This window comes from Mycobacterium sp. E735, from assembly GCF_001666955.1.
In the GTDB taxonomy this organism is placed as follows: domain Bacteria; phylum Actinomycetota; class Actinomycetes; order Mycobacteriales; family Mycobacteriaceae; genus Mycobacterium.
The window spans coordinates 1-16,933 of sequence record NZ_LZIX01000206.1; the positions used below are offsets into that span (position 1 = coordinate 1).

Sequence of the window (16,933 nt, forward strand, 5' to 3'; positions counted from 1 at the left end):
CACCGGCTCGGTGATCGGCAGCAACGCGGCGCACATCGCCGTCGCGGTGGACGAGGCCGCCGAGACGTTCGTGGCCATCGCCGCCATCGACAACCTGGTCAAGGGCACCGGCGGCGCGGCCGTGCAGGCGATGAACTTGGCGCTGGGTTGGCCGGAGGCGCAAGGCCTTTCGGTGGTCGGGGTCGCGCCGTGACCCACACAGCCGAGGCGCGCTTGGTGCGCGAACAGGGCGTCACCGCGCCGGCCGGGTTCCGGGCCGCGGGGATCGCCGCCGGCATCAAGGCGTCGGGCAACCGCGACCTGGCCCTGGTCTTCAACGAGGGACCCGACTACGCGGCCGCCGGCGTGTTCACCCGCAACAAGGTCAAGGCCGCGCCGGTGCTGTGGACCCAGCAGGCGCTGACCACCGGCGCCTTGCGCGCGGTGATCCTCAACTCCGGCGGCGCCAACGCCTGCACCGGCCCGGGCGGCTTCCAGGACACCCATGCCACCGCCGAGGCGGTCGCGGCCGCATTGTCGGACTGGGGAACCGAGACCGGGGCCATCGAGGTCGCGGTGTGCTCCACCGGGCTGATCGGTGACCGGTTGCCGATGGACAAGGTGCTGGCCGGGGTCCGGGCGATCGTGCAGGACATGGCCGGCGGGCTGAGCGGCGGCGACGAGGCCGCGCGCGCGATCATGACCACCGACACCGTGCCGAAACAGGTTGCGCTGCACCACGCCGGCAACTGGACCGTCGGCGGGATGGCCAAGGGCGCCGGCATGCTGGCGCCGTCGCTGGCCACCATGCTCTGCGTGCTCACCACCGACGCGGCCGTCGAGCCGGCCGCGCTCGACCGGGCGCTGCGCCGGGCCACCGCGCGCACCTTCGACCGGCTGGACATCGACGGCAGCTGTTCGACCAACGACACCGTGCTGCTGCTGGCGTCCGGGGCCAGCGAAATCGCCCCGACCCAGGCCGATCTGGACGACGCCGTGCTGCGCGTGTGCGACGACCTGTGCGCGCAGCTGCAGGCCGACGCCGAGGGCGTCACCAAACGCGTCACCGTGACCGTGACCGGGGCCGCCGCCGAGGACGACGCGCTGACCGCCGCGCGGGTGATCGCCCGCGACAGCCTGGTCAAGACCGCGGTCTTCGGGTCCGACCCCAACTGGGGCCGGGTGCTGGCCGCCGTCGGCATGGCGCCGGTGACGCTGGATCCGGATCGAATCACCGTGTCGTTCAATGGATTTGCCGTGTGCGTCGACGGGGTCGGGGCGCCGGGCGCGCGCGAGGTGGACCTGTCCGGCGCCGACATCGACATCACCGTCGACCTGGGGGTGGGCGACGGCACCGCCGCCGTCCGCACCACCGACCTCTCGCACGCCTACGTCGAAGAGAACTCGGCCTACAGCTCATGACGGTCAACACTCACGAGTTGTCCACCGCCGTCAAGGCCCAGGTGCTGGCCGAGGCGCTGCCCTGGCTCAAGCAGCTGTACGGCAAGGTCGTCGTCATCAAGTACGGCGGCAACGCCATGACCGACGACACGCTGCGGCACGCGTTCGCCGCCGACATGGCCTTCCTGCGCAACTGCGGCATCCTGCCCGTCGTCGTGCACGGCGGCGGCCCGCAGATCACCGCCATGCTGCGCCGCCTCGGGATCGAAGGCGACTTCAAGGGCGGATTCCGGGTCACCACACCGGAAGTGCTCGACGTGGCGCGGATGGTGCTGTTCGGCCAGGTGGGCCGCGAACTGGTCAACCTGATCAACGCGCACGGGCCGTACGCCGTCGGCATCACCGGGGAGGACGCGCAGCTGTTCACCGCCGTGCGGCGCAGCGTCACCGTGGACGGAGTGGCCACCGACATCGGGCTGGTGGGCGACGTCGAGCGGGTCAACACCGCCGCGGTGCTGGATCTGATTACGGCGGGCCGCATTCCGGTGGTGTCGACGCTGGCCCCGGACGCCGAGGGTGTGGTGCACAACATCAACGCCGACACCGCGGCGGCGGCCCTCGCGGAGGCCCTGCGCGCCGAAAAGCTGTTGATGCTCACCGACGTCGAGGGCCTCTACACCAGCTGGCCCGATCGCGGTTCGTTGGTCAGCGAGATCGACACGGCCACACTCTCGCAACTGCTCCCCACGCTGGAGGCGGGCATGATCCCCAAGGTCGAGGCGTGCCTGCGGGCCGTCACGGCGGGCGTGCCGAGCGCGCACGTCATCGACGGGCGGGTCGAACACTGTGTGCTGGTGGAGCTTTTCACGGACGCGGGCACCGGCACCAAGGTCGTGAGCGCGTGACTTCGCCGGCGACGATGCGGAACGCAGTGACGGGGAGGAGCGGCGTATTACTGAAGGGGATGTGATGCAGCAGCGCTGGGAAGCCGTGATGATGAACAACTACGGCACCCCGCCGCTGGCATTGGCCAGCGGTGACGGCGCCGTTGTCACCGACGTGGACGGCAACACCTACCTGGATCTGCTCGGGGGCATCGCCGTCAACGTCCTGGGCCATCGCCACCCCGCGGTCATCGACGCCGTCACACACCAGATGGCGACGCTCGGCCACACCTCCAACCTCTACGCGAGCGAACCGGGCGTCGCGCTGGCCGAGGAGCTGGTGAACCTGCTGGGCGCCTCCGACGAAACCGGGGCGCCGACGCGGGTGTTCTTCTGCAATTCGGGGACCGAGGCCAACGAGGTGGCGTTCAAGCTGTCGCGGCTGACCGGACGCACGAAACTGGTTGCGGCGCAAGGCGGTTTCCACGGCCGCACCATGGGCTCGCTGGCGCTGACCGGTCAGCCGAGCAAGCAGGCGCCGTTCGAGCCACTGCCGGGATACGTCACGCACGTGCCCTACGGGGACGCCGACGCGCTGGCCGCCGCGGTCGACGACGCCACCGCCGCGGTCTTCCTCGAGCCGATCATGGGGGAGGGCGGCGTCGTCGTCCCGCCCGAGGGCTACCTGACCGCCGCCCGCGACATCACCTCGCGGCATGGCGCGCTGCTGGTGCTCGACGAGGTGCAGACCGGAATGGGCCGCACCGGAGCCTTTTTCGCCCACCAGCACGAAGGCATCACACCCGACGTCGTCACCATGGCCAAAGGGCTCGGCGGCGGCCTGCCGATCGGCGCCTGCCTGGCCGTCGGGCCGGCCGCCGAGCTGATGACCCCCGGCCTGCACGGCAGCACCTTCGGCGGCAATCCGATCTGCGCGGCTGCGGCGCGGGCGGTGCTGCGGGTGATCGCGGACGAGGACCTGACCCGGCACGCCGAGGTGCTGGGCAAGTCGGTGCGACACGGCATCGAATCGCTGAATCACCCGCTGGTCGACCACGTCCGCGGCCGTGGGTTGCTGCAGGGCATCGTGCTGACCGCGTCGCGGGCAAAGGAGGCCGAAAGCGCCGCGCGCGCGGCCGGGTTCCTGGTCAACGCCGCCGCGCCCGACGTCATCCGGCTGGCGCCGCCCCTGATCGTCACCGAATCCCAGCTCGACGGCTTCGTCGCGGCCCTGCCGGGCATCCTGGACAGGGCCGCGGCATGACGCCGCGCCATTTCCTGCGCGACGACGACCTGTCCCCCCAGGAGCAGGCCGAGGTGCTGCAGCTGGCCGCCGAACTCAAGAAGGACCCGTTCGGCTGGCGCCCGCTGGAGGGGCCGCGCGGCGTCGCGGTGCTCTTCGACAAGAACTCCACCCGCACCCGGTTCTCCTTCGAAGTGGGCATCGCCCAGCTCGGCGGGCACGCCGTCGTCGTCGACGCCCGCAGCACCCAGCTGGGCCGCGACGAGACGCTGGGCGACACCGCGCGGGTGCTGTCCCGCTACGTCGAGGCCATCGTGTGGCGGACCTTCGAACAGGGCCGGCTCGAGGCCATGGCCGAGGCGGCGACGGTACCGGTGGTCAACGCGCTCTCCGACGACTTCCATCCCTGCCAGGTGCTCGCCGACCTGCAGACCATCACCGAACACAAGGGATCGCTCGCGGGACTGCGGATGTCCTACCTCGGCGACGGCGCCAACAACATGGCCCACTCGCTGCTGCTGGGCGGGGTGACCGCAGGCGTGCACGTCACGATCGCCGCGCCGGACGGCTTCGCCCCCGCCCCGGCCTTCGTCGCGGCCGCGACCCAACGCGCCGAATCCACCGGCGCCTCGGTCACCCTCACCGCCGACGCCGACGCGGCCGCGCGCGGCGCCGACGTCCTGGTGACCGACACCTGGACGTCGATGGGGCAGGAGGACGACGGGCTCGACCGCCTCACACCGTTCCGGCCGTTCCAGGTCAACGAGCGGCTGCTGGACCTCGCCGACCCGGAAGCCATTGTGCTGCATTGCCTTCCGGCCCACCGCGGTGACGAGATCACCGACGCCGTGATGGACGGGCCGGCCAGCGTGGTGTGGGACGAGGCCGAGAACCGGCTGCACGCCCAGAAGGCGCTGCTGGTGTGGCTGCTGGAGCGGGCGCAATGACCCGCTCGAAGGCCACCGCCGAAATCACCCGGGCCGGCCGGCAGGACCGCATCGTCGCGATCCTGTCGTCGGCGTCGATCAGCAGCCAGAGCGAGCTGGCGGCCCGGCTGGCCGACGAGGGCATCGAGGTCACCCAGGCCACGCTGTCACGCGACCTCGAGGAGCTGGGCGCGGTGAAGCTGCGCGGCGCCGACGGCGGCGTCGGGGTCTACATCGTTCCCGAGGACGGCAGCCCGGTGCGCGGGGTGTCCGGCGGCACCGCGCGGCTGTCCCGGCTGCTGAGCGAGCTGCTGGTGTCGGCCGACGCCAGCGCCAACCTTGCGGTGCTGCGCACCCCGCCGGGCGGCGCCAACTATTTGGCCAGCGCGATCGACCGCGCGGCGCTACCGTACGTCGTCGGCACCATCGCCGGTGACGACACCGTCTTCGTGGCCGCCCGAGAGCCGATGACCGGCGCCGAGCTGGCCCGCACCCTGGAAGAGCTCACCTAAAACTAAGGAGATTGGTTCATGTCAGATCGCGTCATCCTGGCGTATTCCGGCGGGCTGGACACGTCGGTCGCGATCAGCTGGATCGGCAAGGAGACCGGCCGCGAGGTGGTGGCCGTGGCGATCGACCTCGGCCAGGGCGGCGAGGACATGGAGGTCGTCCGCCAGCGCGCCCTGGACTGCGGCGCGGTGGAGGCCGTCGTCGTCGACGCCCGGGACGAGTTCGCCGAGGGCTACTGCCTGCCCACCATCCTGAGCAATGCGCTCTACATGGACCGCTACCCGCTGGTGTCGGCCATCAGCCGACCGCTGATCGCCAAGCACCTGGTGGCGGCCGCCCGCGAGCACGGCGGCACCACCGTCGCGCACGGCTGCACCGGCAAGGGCAACGACCAGGTCCGGTTCGAGGTCGGATTCGCTTCGCTGGCACCGGATTTGGAGGTGCTGGCGCCCGTCCGCGACTACGCGTGGACCCGGGAGAAGGCGATCGCGTTCGCCGAGGAGAACGCCATCCCGATCAACGTGACCAAGCGCTCGCCGTTTTCCATCGACCAGAACGTGTGGGGCCGCGCCGTGGAAACCGGCTTCCTGGAACACCTTTGGAACGCGCCCACCAAGGACATCTACGCCTACACCGAAGATCCCACGATCAACTGGAACACGCCCGACGAGGTGATCGTCGGGTTCGAGCGCGGGGTCCCGGTGTCCATCGACGGCAAACCGGTGTCGGTGCTGGCCGCCATCGAGGAGCTCAACCGCCGCGCCGGCTGCCAGGGGGTGGGTCGGCTCGACGTGGTCGAGGACCGGCTCGTGGGCATCAAGAGCCGCGAGATCTACGAGGCTCCCGGCGCGATGGTGCTGATCACCGCGCACACCGAGCTCGAGCACGTCACGCTGGAACGCGAACTGGGCCGGTTCAAGCGGCACACCGACCAGCGCTGGGCCGAGCTGGTCTACGACGGACTTTGGTACTCGCCACTGAAGACCGCGCTGGAAGCCTTCGTCGAAAAGACCCAGGAGCACGTCACGGGCGAGATCCGAATGGTGTTGCACGGCGGGCACATCGCCGTCAACGGCCGGCGCAGCGCGCAGTCGCTCTACGACTTCAACCTGGCCACCTACGACGAGGGCGACTCCTTCGACCAGTCGGCCGCCAAGGGCTTCGTCTACGTGCACGGGCTGTCGTCGAAGATCGCGTCCCGGCGGGACCTGGCGGCCGACGAAGCGTGAGCACGCGCGAGGGCTCGCTGTGGGGCGGCCGGTTCGCCGACGGCCCGTCGGACGCGCTGGCCGCCCTGAGCAAGTCCACTCACTTCGACTGGGTGCTGGCCCCCTACGACATCGTCGCCTCGCGCGCCCACACCGTGATCCTGTTCCACGCCGGGCTGCTCACCGAAGAGCAGCGCGACGGGCTGCTGGCCGGGTTGGACAGCCTGGCCGAGGACGTGGCCGACGGCAGCTTCACCCCGCTGGTGACCGACGAGGACGTGCACGCCGCGCTGGAGCGCGGGCTGATCGACCGCGTCGGCCCCGACCTGGGCGGCCGGCTGCGGGCCGGGCGGTCGCGCAACGACCAGGTGGCCACGCTGTTCCGGATGTGGCTGCGCGACGCGGTGCGCCGGGTCGCCGACGCAGCGCTGGAGGTGGTGGCCGCGCTCGCCGCCCAGGCCGCCGCGCACCCGACGGCGATCATGCCGGGCAAGACGCACCTGCAGTCCGCCCAGCCGGTCCTGCTGGCCCACCACCTGCTCGCCCACGCGCACCCGCTGCTGCGCGACGTCGACCGCATCGTGGACTTCGACAAGCGGGCCGCGGTGTCCCCGTACGGCTCCGGGGCGCTGGCCGGCTCGTCGCTGGGGTTGGACCCGGACGCGATCGCCGCCAAGCTGGGTTTTGCGGAGGCCGCGGACAACTCCATCGACGCGACCGCGGCCCGGGATTTCGCCGCCGAGGCCGCGTTCGTGTTCGCGATGATCGCGGTGGACCTGTCGCGGCTGGCCGAGGACATCATCCTGTGGAGCTCGACGGAGTTCGGCTACGTCCGGCTGCACGATTCGTGGTCCACCGGCAGCTCGATCATGCCGCAGAAGAAGAACCCCGACATCGCCGAGCTGGCCCGCGGGAAGTCCGGGCGGCTGATCGGCAACCTGGCCGGGCTGCTGGCGACGCTGAAGGCGCAGCCGCTGGCCTACAACCGTGACCTGCAGGAGGACAAGGAGCCGGTCTTCGACTCGGTGGCCCAGCTGGAGCTGGTGCTGCCGGCGATGGCGGGCCTGGTGGCCAGCCTGACGTTCGACGTCGAGCGGATGGCGGCGCTGGCCCCGGCCGGGTACACGCTGGCCACCGACATCGCCGAATGGCTGGTGCGCCGGGGCGTGCCGTTCCGGTCCGCACACGAGGCCGCCGGGGCCGCCGTGCGCGCGGCCGAGGGGCGCGCCGTCGGGCTCGACGAGCTCACCGACGACGAATTGGCCGCCATCAGCCCCGAGCTGACGCCCGAGGTGCGCGAGGTGTTGACGATCGAGGGCTCGGTGTCCTCGCGCGACCGGCGGGGTGGGACCGCCCCCGCCCGGGTCGCCGAGCAGCTCGAAGCCGTCCTGGCCGAGTGTGAGCAGCTCAGAGCGCGGCTCGGCGGCGGGGCATGAGATGACGTCGATTTACGCGCCGGTAAATTTGAACCGGACTAGAATTCCCGCTCAAGCGATGCGGCTGAACCTGTCGGGCCAGAACTTCGTCACCAAGGGGTGGGACCAATGAGCGTCGTTGCCGGCGTATTCGGTGCCTTGCCGCCGTATCGCTACTCCCAGCGCGAGCTCACGGACTTCTTCGTCAGCATCCCCGAATTCGAGGGCTACGAGGACATCGTCCGGCAGTTGCACGCCAGCGCCAAGGTCAACAGCCGCCACCTGGTGCTGCCGCTGGAGCGCTATCCCGCGCTGACCGACTTCGGCCAGGCGAACCGCATCTTCATCGAAAACGCCGTCGACCTCGGCTGCGAGGCCCTCTCGGGCGCCCTCGACGAGGCCGGCATGCGGCCGCAGGACCTGGACGTGTTGATCACGACGACGGTCACCGGCCTCGCGGTGCCGTCCCTGGACGCCCGGATCGCCGGGCGGCTGGGCCTGCGCGACGACGTGCGCCGCGTGCCGCTGTTCGGCCTCGGTTGTGTGGCCGGCGCCGCGGGCGTGGCCCGGCTGCACGACTACCTGCGCGGGGCGCCCGACGCCGCCGCGGCCCTGATCTCGGTCGAGCTCTGCTCCCTGACCTATCCGGGATACAAGCCGTCGCTGCCCGGCCTGGTCGGCAGCGCGCTGTTCGCCGACGGGGCGGGCGCGGTGGTCGGCGTCGGCGAGCGGCGCGCGGAAAAGGTGGCCGCGGGCGGGCCCAGCATCCTGGACTCGCGCAGCACGCTCTACCCCGATTCGCTGCGCACCATGGGCTACGACGTCGGCGCGGCCGGGTTCGAGCTGGTCCTGGCCAAGGACCTGGCCGAGGTGGTCGAGGAGCACATCGAGCAGGACGTCACCGGCTTCCTCGGCGCCCACGGGCTGACGACGACCGACATCGGCGCCTGGGTCAGCCATCCCGGCGGCCCGAAGATCATCGACGCCATCAACGCGAGCCTGAGCCTTCCACCCGACGCGCTTGAACTGACCTGGCGCTCGCTGGGTGAGATCGGCAATCTTTCGTCGGCCTCGGTGCTGCACGTGCTGCGGGACACGCTGGCCAAGCCGCCGCCCAGCGGGAGCCCCGGCCTGATGATCGCGATGGGTCCGGGATTCTGCTCCGAACTCGTGTTGCTGCGCTGGCACTGAACTAAGGCGTTGCTTCCTGTGCCCCCCACACCTTCAGTGCTGTCATGACCGCCGACCCCGAGGAGCTCGTTAAGGCCCTCCGCGCCTCGCTCAAGGAAAACGAGCGGCTGAAGCGCGAGGCCCGCGAATACCTCGCCGCGGCAACCGAACCCGTGGCGGTGGTGGGGATGGGTTGCCGGTACCCGGGTGGGGTGGATTCGCCGGAGGCCCTGTGGCGGATGGTGGCCGAGGGCCGCGATGTGGTCTCGGACTTCCCGGCCGACCGCGGCTGGAACCTGGTTGGCCTGTTCGATCCCGACCCCGACGCGGTGGGCAAGTCCTATGCCCGCTGCGGCGGCTTCCTGGCCGACGTGGCCGACTTCGACGCCGCGTTCTTCGGCATCGCGCCCAGCGAGGCGCTCGCGATGGACCCGCAGCAACGGCTGTTGCTGGAGGTGTCCTGGGAGGCGTTGGAGCGGGCCGGGATTGACCCCGTCACCCTGCGCGGTTCGGCCACCGGCGTGTTCGCCGGCATCTTCCACGGCTCGTACGGCGGCCAGGGCAGGGTGCCGGGCCACCTGGAGCGCTACGGGCTGCGCGGTTCGACGCTGAGCGTGGCATCGGGCCGGGTTGCCTACGAACTGGGCCTGGAGGGCCCGGCCATTTCCGTCGACACGGCCTGCTCGTCGTCGTTGGTGGCCATGCACCTGGCGGCGCGATCGCTGCGGGCCGGCGAATGCGACCTGGCGCTGGCCGGCGGCGTGACGGTGATGGCCACCCCGGCGATGTTCATCGAGTTCAGCCGGCAGCGGGCGCTGGCCGCCGACGGGCGGTGCAAGGCGTACGCGGGCGCCGCCGACGGCACCGGTTTCTCCGAAGGCGTCGGCGTGCTGGTACTGGAACGGTTGTCCGACGCGCGGCGGTCGGGGCATACCGTGCTGGCGCTGCTGCGCGGATCCGCGGTCAACCAGGACGGCGCCTCGAACGGGCTGGCGACGCCGAACGGGCCGTCGCAGCAACGGGTGATCCGCGCCGCGCTGGCCGACGCGCGCCTGCGGGCGGCGGACGTGGACCTGGTGGAGGGACACGGAACGGGCACCACCCTCGGGGATCCGATCGAGGCGCAGGCGGTCTTGGCGACGTACGGGCAGGACCGGTCCGAGCCGCTGTGGCTGGGGTCGATCAAGTCCAACATGGGTCACACGTCGGCGGCGGCCGGCGCCGGCGGGGTGATCAAGATGGTGCAGGCGATCCGCCACGGGGTGATGCCCAAGACGTTGCACGTGGATGTGCCTACGCCGCAAGTGGATTGGTCGGCGGGGGCGGTGTCGCTACTGACCGAGGCGCGGGACTGGCCGGCGCGGGACCGGCCTCGCCGCGCGGGGGTGTCGTCCTTCGGGATCAGCGGCACCAACGCCCACGTCATCATCGAGCAGCCGCCGCGCGAAAGCCCCGCGCCGGCGGGTGATGACGCCCCCGCGCCGTGGGTGCTGTCGGCCCGATCGGCCGACGCGCTGGCCAACCAGGCGTCCCGGCTGCTGGCCCTGGTGAACGACGACCCGGGTCTGCGGGTGGTCGACGTGGCGTGGTCGTTGGTGTCGACGCGGTCGCGTTTCGAGCACCGCGCGGTGCTGGTGGGCGCCGACCGCGAGCGTCTGGCCGCGGGGCTGGCCGAGGTGGCGGCCGGCGAACCGGGTGCGGGCGCGGCGGTGGGCCGGGCGCAGCCGGTCGGCAAGACGGTGTTCGTGTTCCCGGGGCAGGGGTCGCAGTGGACCGGCATGGGAGCCGAATTGCTGGACAGCTCGGCCGTTTTCGCCGAACACCTGCAGCGTTGCGAGAAGGCGCTCGCCGAACACGTCGACTGGTCGCTGGTCGACGTGATCCGCGGTGCGCCCGGCGCGCCGGGCTTGGACCGGGTGGACGTGGTGCAGCCGGCGCTGTGGGCGGTGATGGTGTCGCTGGCCGAGTTGTGGCGCTCGGTGGGCGTCGTCCCCGACGCGGTGATCGGTCACTCCCAGGGCGAGATCGCGGCGGCGTATGTGGCCGGCGCCCTCTCGCTGGAGGACGCGGCCCGGGTGGTGGCGCTGCGCAGCCGGCTGCTGGTGGAATTGTCCGGTGCGGGCGGCATGGTGTCGCTGGCATGCGGGCTGGGCCGGGCCGAGGAATTGATCGCCGGATGGGGCGAGCTGTTGAATGTCGCTGCCGTCAACGGGGTTTCGGCGGTGGTGGTGTCCGGTGAGCTGGGCGCCCTCGACGAGTTGATGGTCCGTTGTGAGGCCGACGGCGTGCGCGCCCGCCGCATCGACGTGGACTACGCCTCCCACTCCCGGCACGTGGACGCGATTCGTCCGGCGCTGGCCGAGGCGCTGGCCGGCATCGCGCCGCGAACGTCCTCGGTCGCGTTGTTCTCCACCGTGACCGGCGAACTGCTCGACACCGCCGCCCTGGACGCCGACTACTGGTACCGCAGCATCCGGCAGACCGTCCAGTTCGAGCGCGCCGTGCGCAACGCGTGCGGCGCCGGGTACGGGGTCTTCGTCGAATCCAGCCCGCACCCGGTGCTGCTGGCCGCCGTCGAGGACACCGTGACCGACTGCGGCGCCGGCGCTTTGGTGGTCCCGTCGCTGGGGCGCGACGACGGTTCGCTGCAACGGTTCTGGCTCTCGGCGGGCCAGGCCTACGTGGCGGGCGTGCCCGTGGACTGGCGCGCCGCGATCGCCGGTTTGGGTGGCCGTCGCGTCGACCTGCCCACGTACGGCTTTGCGCGGCAGCGCTTCTGGCTGCCGGGCGGCTCCACCGGTTCGGGCGACGTGGCCACCCTGGGCCTGGCCGGCGCCCGGCACGCGCTGGTCGGCGCGGTGGTGCAGCGGCCCGACTCCGGCGGGGTGGTGCTGACCGGCCGGCTGTCGACGGCTGCTCAGCCGTGGCTGGCCGACCACGCGGTCGGCGGCACCGTGTTGTTCCCCGGCGCGGCGTTCGTGGAGCTGGCCATCCGCGCCGGCGACGAGGTCGGATGCGGGGCGATCGAGGAGCTGACGTTGTCGGCCCCGTTGGTGCTGCCGGCGACCGACGGCGTGCAGGTGCAGGTGGTGGTCGGCGCGCCCGCCGCGTCGGGGGAGCGCGAGCTGTCGGTGTATTCGGCGGGCGCGCAATCGGAGTGGGTGCTGCACGCGCACGGCTCGGTGCGCCCGGCGGCGGTCGCGCCGTCCGCCGACCTGTCGGTGTGGCCGCCGGCGGGGGCGACGCCGGTGGACGTGGCCGACGGCTACGCGCGGCTCGCGGATCGCGGCTACGAGTACGGCCGGTCCTTCCGTGGGCTGCACGCGATGTGGCGGCGGGGGGACGAGATCTTCGCCGACGTCGCCGTGCCGGACGAGGCGGGCGGTCAGGACGGCGGCTTCGGGATACATCCGGTGTTGCTGGACGCGGCGCTGCACGCGATGGGCGTCGCCGCCGAACAAGGGCAAACCGTGTTGCCGTTCTCCTGGCAGGGGGTGTCGCTGCACGCGGGCGGCGCCTCGCGGGCGCGGGTCCGGATAGCGCCGTCCGGCACCGGGGCGGTGTCGGTCGAATTGGCCGACGGGTCCGGGCTGCCGGTGTTGTCGGTGCGATCGCTGGCGATGCGCCCGGTCTCGGCCGGGCAGCTGGCCGCGGCCGCCGCGCCCGCCGAGGGGCTCTTCGAGGTGGCCTGGTCGCCGATACCGTTGAGCGACAAGGGCTCCGACGCCACGCTGTGGGAGCCGGGCGCGCACGGCGCCCACGCGGTCCGGGCCGTGCACGCGGCCACCACCGAGGCGCTCGGCGTCCTGCAGTCGTGGTTGGCCGATCCGGAGTCCGGGACGCTGGCGGTGCAGACCCGCGGGGCGGTCGCGCTCGCCGGTGAGGACGTGGCGGACCTGGCCGGTGCGGCGGTGTGGGGGCTGGTCCGCTCGGCGCAGGCCGAGCAGCCGGGCCGGGTGGTGCTGATCGACTCCGACGGCTCGTTGGACGCCCGCGCCGTGATCGGTTGCGGCGAGCCGCAATTGGTGGTCCGCGCGGGCGTGGCCTACGCGGCCCGGATGCGGCAGGCCCGCGGCGGATCGGTGTTGCGGCTGCCGCCCGGTGACTGGCGGCTGGACGCGGGCGGCGGGGGCACGCTGGAGGACCTGGTGGTGGCCCCGAGCCCGCGGGTGGAACTGGAGGCCGGGCAGGTTCGCGTGGCCGTGGCCGCGGTGGGCGTGAACTTCCGGGATGTGTTGGTGGCCTTAGGCATGTACCCGGGCGGCGGACAGTTGGGGGCCGAGGGCGCCGGCGTGGTCGTCGAGGTCGGTCCGGGCGTCGAGGGCCTGGCGGTCGGCGATGCGGTGATGGGGCTGCTTGGCGTGGTCGGTTCCGAGGCGGTGGTGGACCGGCGATTGGTCACGCCGGTGCCGCAGGGCTGGTCGCTGGTCACGGCCGCGGGTGTCCCGGTGGTGTTTCTCACCGCGCTCTACGGGTTGTCGGTGCTGGCCGGCCTGCGGGCCGGCGAGCGGGTGCTGGTGCACGCCGCCACCGGTGGGGTTGGCATGGCCGCGGTCCAGCTGGCGCGGCACTGGGGCGCGGAGGTGTTCGCGACCGCGAGCCGCGGCAAGTGGGACACCCTGCGCGCCATGGGGTTCGACGACGACCACATCGGCGATTCGCGGACGCTGGACTTCGCGGAGAAGTTCTCGGCGGCCACCGGCGGGGCCGGGGTCGACGTGGTGCTCAACTCGCTGGCCGGTGAGTTCACCGACGCGTCGCTGCGGCTCTTGGCCCCCGGCGGGCGGTTCATCGAGATGGGCAAGACCGACGTCCGCGACCCGCGCGTCGTCGCCGAGGAGCATCGAGGCGCGCGGTACCAGGCCTTCGACCTGCTGGAGGCCGGGCCCGACCGCACCGCGGCGATGCTGGCCCAGATCGTGGAGCTGATGCGCGATGGCGCCGTGACACCGTTGCCGCTCAAAACCTTCGACGTCCGCTGCGCTTCGGCGGCGTACCGGTTCGTCAGCCAGGCCCGGCACATCGGCAAGGTCGCGCTGACCATCCCGTCCGGGCCCGGCGCCGTGCTCAGCGGCTGTGGCGGGCTGGCCGGCGGCAGCGTGGTGATCACCGGCGGCACCGGCATGGCCGGTTCGGCGCTGGCCCGCCACCTCGTCGACCGCTACCGCGTCGGCCACGTGATGCTGGCCAGCCGGGCCGGCCCGGGGGCCGCGGGAGTCGCGGAGCTGGTGGACGAGTTGCGGGAGGCGGGCGCCGAGGTGTCGGTGGTCGCCTGCGACGTCGCGGACCGAGACGCCGTCGCGGCGATGCTGGCCCAGGTTCCGGCGCGGTATCCCCTGCGCGGTGTGGTGCACGCGGCCGGTGTCCTCGACGACGGGCTGATCGCCTCGCTGACCCCGGACCGGGTGGACGCGGTGTTGCGGGCCAAGGTCGACGGGGCCTGGCACCTGCACGAGCTGACCCGGGACCTGGATCTGTCGGCGTTCGTGGTGTTCTCCTCGATGGCCGGCATCGTCGGCACCCCGGGCCAAGCCAACTACGCGGCGGCCAACAGCTTCCTCGACGGCCTGTGCACCCACCGGCGGGCGCACGGGCTCGCGGGCCTGTCGCTGGCCTGGGGCCTGTGGGAGCAGGCGTCGGCGATGACGGCGCACCTCGGCGAGCGCGACAAGGCCCGGATGAGCCGGCTCGGCATCGCGCCACTGTCCACCCAGCAGGCGCTGGAATCCTTCGACGCCGGCATGCTGCTCGAGGCCCCGGTGCTGATGGCCGCCCGCCTGGATCGGATCGCCCTGTCCGACAACGCCGCCGCGCTGCCGCCGCTGCTGAGCGAGCTGGCCACCCGCACCACCCGCCGCGTCGTCGACGACGCCGACGCGACCGCCCTGCTGACCGGTCTCGCCGCGCGCCTGCACGGCCTGACCCCCGAGGCCCGCCACCGCGAGCTGGTCGACCTGGTCCGCGCGAACGCGGCGACCGTGCTGGGCCTGCCCAACCCCGCCGACATCGACCCGGGCCGCGCCTTCGGCGACCTCGGCTTCGATTCGCTCACCGCGGTCGAACTGCGCAACCGGCTGAAAACGGCTACCGGCCTTACCCTTTCGCCCACGCTGATCTTCGACTACCCCACGCCGGCCGCGCTGGCCGGGCACCTCGACGGCCACCTGTCCGCCGACCCGGTTGACGACCAGCCCGACCTGATGGCCCGCTTCACCGACATCACCCGCGAATTGCAGGCGTTGCTCGGCCGGACCGACTGGGACCCATCCGACAGGGCGGCGCTGCGGGCCCGCCTGCAGACTCTGCTCGCGGCCGTGGGCCCCGCCGATCACCTCGACCCCGAGGGCCTCGACGCCGACCTCGACGCCGCCAGCGAAAGCCAACTCTTTGCCATCCTCGATGAAGAACTCGGCCGCTGAGACCGCGATGCCGGATACCACGCAGCACGTCGACTACCTGAAACGCCTGACGGCGGATCTCCGTCGGGCGCGGCGACGCGTCGCGGAGCTGGAAGGCAAGCTGTCCGAACCGATCGCGGTGGTGGGCATGGCGTGCCGGTACGCCGGCGGGGTCGATTCGCCGGAGGCGCTGTGGGAGCTGGTGAACGACGGCCGCGACACGGTGTCGGACTTCCCGGCGGATCGCGGCTGGGATGTCGAGGGGCTCTACGACCCGGATCCCGACGCGGCCGGGAAGATGTACACCCGCCAGGGCAGCTTCCTGCGCGACGCCGCGGCCTTCGACGCGGGCTTCTTCGGGGTGGGCCCCAGCGAGGCCCTGGCGATGGATCCCCAGCAGCGGTTGATGCTGGAGATCTCCTGGGAGGCGTTGGAGCGGGCGGGGATTGACCCGCTGGCCTTGCGCGGCTCGGCGACCGGCGTGTTCGCCGGGGTCATCCACGCCGGCTACGGCGGCGAGGTGAAGGGAGAGCTGGAGGGCTACGGGCTGACCGGTTCGACCCTGAGCGTGACCTCGGGGCGGGTGTCGTACGTGCTGGGGCTGGAAGGCCCCGCGGTGTCGATCGACACGGCGTGTTCGTCCTCGCTGGTGGCCATGCATTTGGCGGCGCAGTCGCTGCGCTCGGGGGAGTGTGACCTGGCGCTCGCCGGAGGCGTGACGGTGATGGCCACCCCGGCCGCGTTCGTGGAATTCAGCCGGCAACGGGCGCTGGCCCCCGACGGCCGGTGCAAGGTTTACGCCGGCGCCGCGGACGGCACGTCGTGGTCGGAGGGCGCGGGCGTCCTGGTGCTGGAGCGCCTCGCCGACGCGCGACGGCTGGGGCATCCGGTGGTCGCGGTGCTGCGCGGTTCGGCGGTCAACCAGGACGGCGCCTCCAACGGGCTGACCGCACCGAACGGGCCGTCCCAGCAGCGGGTGATCCGGGCGGCCCTGGCCGACGCCGGGCTGACCGGTGCGGACGTCGACGTGGTCGAAGGCCACGGCACCGGAACGGTTCTGGGCGATCCGATCGAGGCCCAGGCCCTGCTGGCGACCTACGGGCAGGACCGGCCGGCGGACCGGCCGCTGTGGCTGGGATCGATCAAGTCCAACATCGGTCACACGTCGGCCGCCGCGGGGGTGGCCGGCGTGATCAAGATGATCCAGGCGATGCGGCATGGGGTGGCGCCCAAGACGCTGCACGTGGATGTGCCGTCGCCGCACGTGGACTGGTCCTCGGGCGCGGTGTCGGTGCTGACCGAACCCCGGTCTTGGCCGGCGCGCGACGGACAGCGCCGCGCGGGGGTGTCGTCGTTCGGGATCAGCGGGACGAACGCCCACGTAATCGTCGAGCAGCCGCCCGCCGAGCCGGAACCCGTTGCAGCTCAACATGATCAACCGGACGCGGTGCTGCCATGGGTGGTGTCGGCCCGGTCCGCCGAGGCGTTGGCCGCGCAGGCCGGGCGGCTCTTGGCATACCTGGACGCCGAGCCCGCTCTGCGCGCCGTGGACGTGGGCTGGTCGCTGGCCACCACCCGGGCGGCCCTGGAGCACCGCGCCGTGCTGGTGGGCGGCGACCGGGACGCCCTGATGGCGGGGCTGGCCGGGGTGGCGTCCGGGGCGCCCGGCCCGGGCGCGGCGGTCGGGCGAACCCGCCCGGTCGGTAAGCGCGTGTTCGTGTTCCCCGGCCAGGGCTCCCAGCGGCTCGGGATGGGACGGGAGCTGTACCAACGCTTTCCGGCCTTCGCCCAGGCCTTCG

10 protein-coding genes and 1 pseudogene are annotated in these 16,933 nt (G+C 72.4%); all 11 read left to right on the forward strand.

The genetic code is table 11. The annotated features are described in order from the left end of the window. Positions 1 to 193: pseudogene (locus tag A5704_RS16510) on the forward strand (N-acetyl-gamma-glutamyl-phosphate reductase); the annotation flags it as partial. Further along, positions 190 to 1,401: a bifunctional glutamate N-acetyltransferase/amino-acid acetyltransferase ArgJ gene (gene argJ, locus A5704_RS16515; protein ID WP_067754877.1), complete on the forward strand. Its 1,212-nt coding sequence runs from the start codon at positions 190 to 192 to the stop codon at positions 1,399 to 1,401. The pseudogene A5704_RS16510 and the gene argJ, both read left to right, overlap by 4 nt. After that, a complete protein-coding gene (gene argB / locus A5704_RS16520; RefSeq protein WP_067754887.1) occupies positions 1,398 to 2,285 on the forward strand; it encodes an acetylglutamate kinase in 888 nt (295 codons plus the stop codon). The genes argJ and argB overlap by 4 nt, the downstream gene beginning before the upstream one ends. Before the next feature lie 64 nt (positions 2,286 to 2,349). Then, positions 2,350 to 3,528, forward strand: a complete 1,179-nt coding sequence (locus A5704_RS16525; protein WP_082950065.1) for an acetylornithine transaminase — start codon at positions 2,350 to 2,352, stop codon at positions 3,526 to 3,528. Continuing rightward, the gene (gene argF / locus A5704_RS16530) at positions 3,525 to 4,454 is read left to right on the forward strand and encodes an ornithine carbamoyltransferase (protein ID WP_067889951.1); all 930 of its coding nucleotides are present in this window, start codon (positions 3,525 to 3,527) and stop codon (positions 4,452 to 4,454) included. Before A5704_RS16525 ends, argF begins: the two co-directional genes overlap by 4 nt. Beyond that, positions 4,451 to 4,945: an arginine repressor gene (locus A5704_RS16535; RefSeq protein ID WP_067754896.1), complete on the forward strand. Its 495-nt coding sequence runs from the start codon at positions 4,451 to 4,453 to the stop codon at positions 4,943 to 4,945. Before argF ends, A5704_RS16535 begins: the two co-directional genes overlap by 4 nt. Before the next feature lie 18 nt (positions 4,946 to 4,963). Next, a complete protein-coding gene (locus tag A5704_RS16540; RefSeq protein WP_067754900.1) occupies positions 4,964 to 6,172 on the forward strand; it encodes an argininosuccinate synthase in 1,209 nt (402 codons plus the stop codon). Then, complete coding sequence (argH, locus tag A5704_RS16545; RefSeq protein WP_067889954.1) at positions 6,169 to 7,587, forward strand: argininosuccinate lyase; 1,419 nt, start codon at positions 6,169 to 6,171, stop codon at positions 7,585 to 7,587. The genes A5704_RS16540 and argH overlap by 4 nt, the downstream gene beginning before the upstream one ends. 108 nt (positions 7,588 to 7,695) lie before the next feature. Next, complete coding sequence (locus A5704_RS16550) at positions 7,696 to 8,757, forward strand: type III polyketide synthase (RefSeq protein WP_067889956.1); 1,062 nt, start codon at positions 7,696 to 7,698, stop codon at positions 8,755 to 8,757. Between the two features lie 44 nt (positions 8,758 to 8,801). Continuing rightward, on the forward strand, positions 8,802 to 15,155 hold the full coding sequence (locus A5704_RS16555; RefSeq protein ID WP_067889958.1) for a type I polyketide synthase: 6,354 nt from the start codon (positions 8,802 to 8,804) through the stop codon (positions 15,153 to 15,155). A 7-nt stretch (positions 15,156 to 15,162) separates the two neighbouring features. Beyond that, the coding region (locus tag A5704_RS16560) for a type I polyketide synthase (RefSeq protein WP_197498925.1) at positions 15,163 to 16,933 on the forward strand (1,771 nt) is incomplete at its 3' end.

Excerpts from the sequence above, each read along its gene's own strand:
- A5704_RS16550 (WP_067889956.1), top strand. The coding sequence starts at position 7,696 with ATGAGCGTCGTTGCCGGCGTATTCGGTGCCTTGCCGCCGTATCGCTAC.
- A5704_RS16540 (WP_067754900.1), top strand. The coding sequence starts at position 4,964 with ATGTCAGATCGCGTCATCCTGGCGTATTCCGGCGGGCTGGACACGTCG.
- A5704_RS16535 (WP_067754896.1), top strand. The coding sequence starts at position 4,451 with ATGACCCGCTCGAAGGCCACCGCCGAAATCACCCGGGCCGGCCGGCAG.
- A5704_RS16525 (WP_082950065.1), top strand. The coding sequence starts at position 2,350 with ATGCAGCAGCGCTGGGAAGCCGTGATGATGAACAACTACGGCACCCCG.
- A5704_RS16555 (WP_067889958.1), top strand. The coding sequence starts at position 8,802 with ATGACCGCCGACCCCGAGGAGCTCGTTAAGGCCCTCCGCGCCTCGCTC.
- argB (WP_067754887.1), top strand. The coding sequence starts at position 1,398 with ATGACGGTCAACACTCACGAGTTGTCCACCGCCGTCAAGGCCCAGGTG.
- argF (WP_067889951.1), top strand. The coding sequence starts at position 3,525 with ATGACGCCGCGCCATTTCCTGCGCGACGACGACCTGTCCCCCCAGGAG.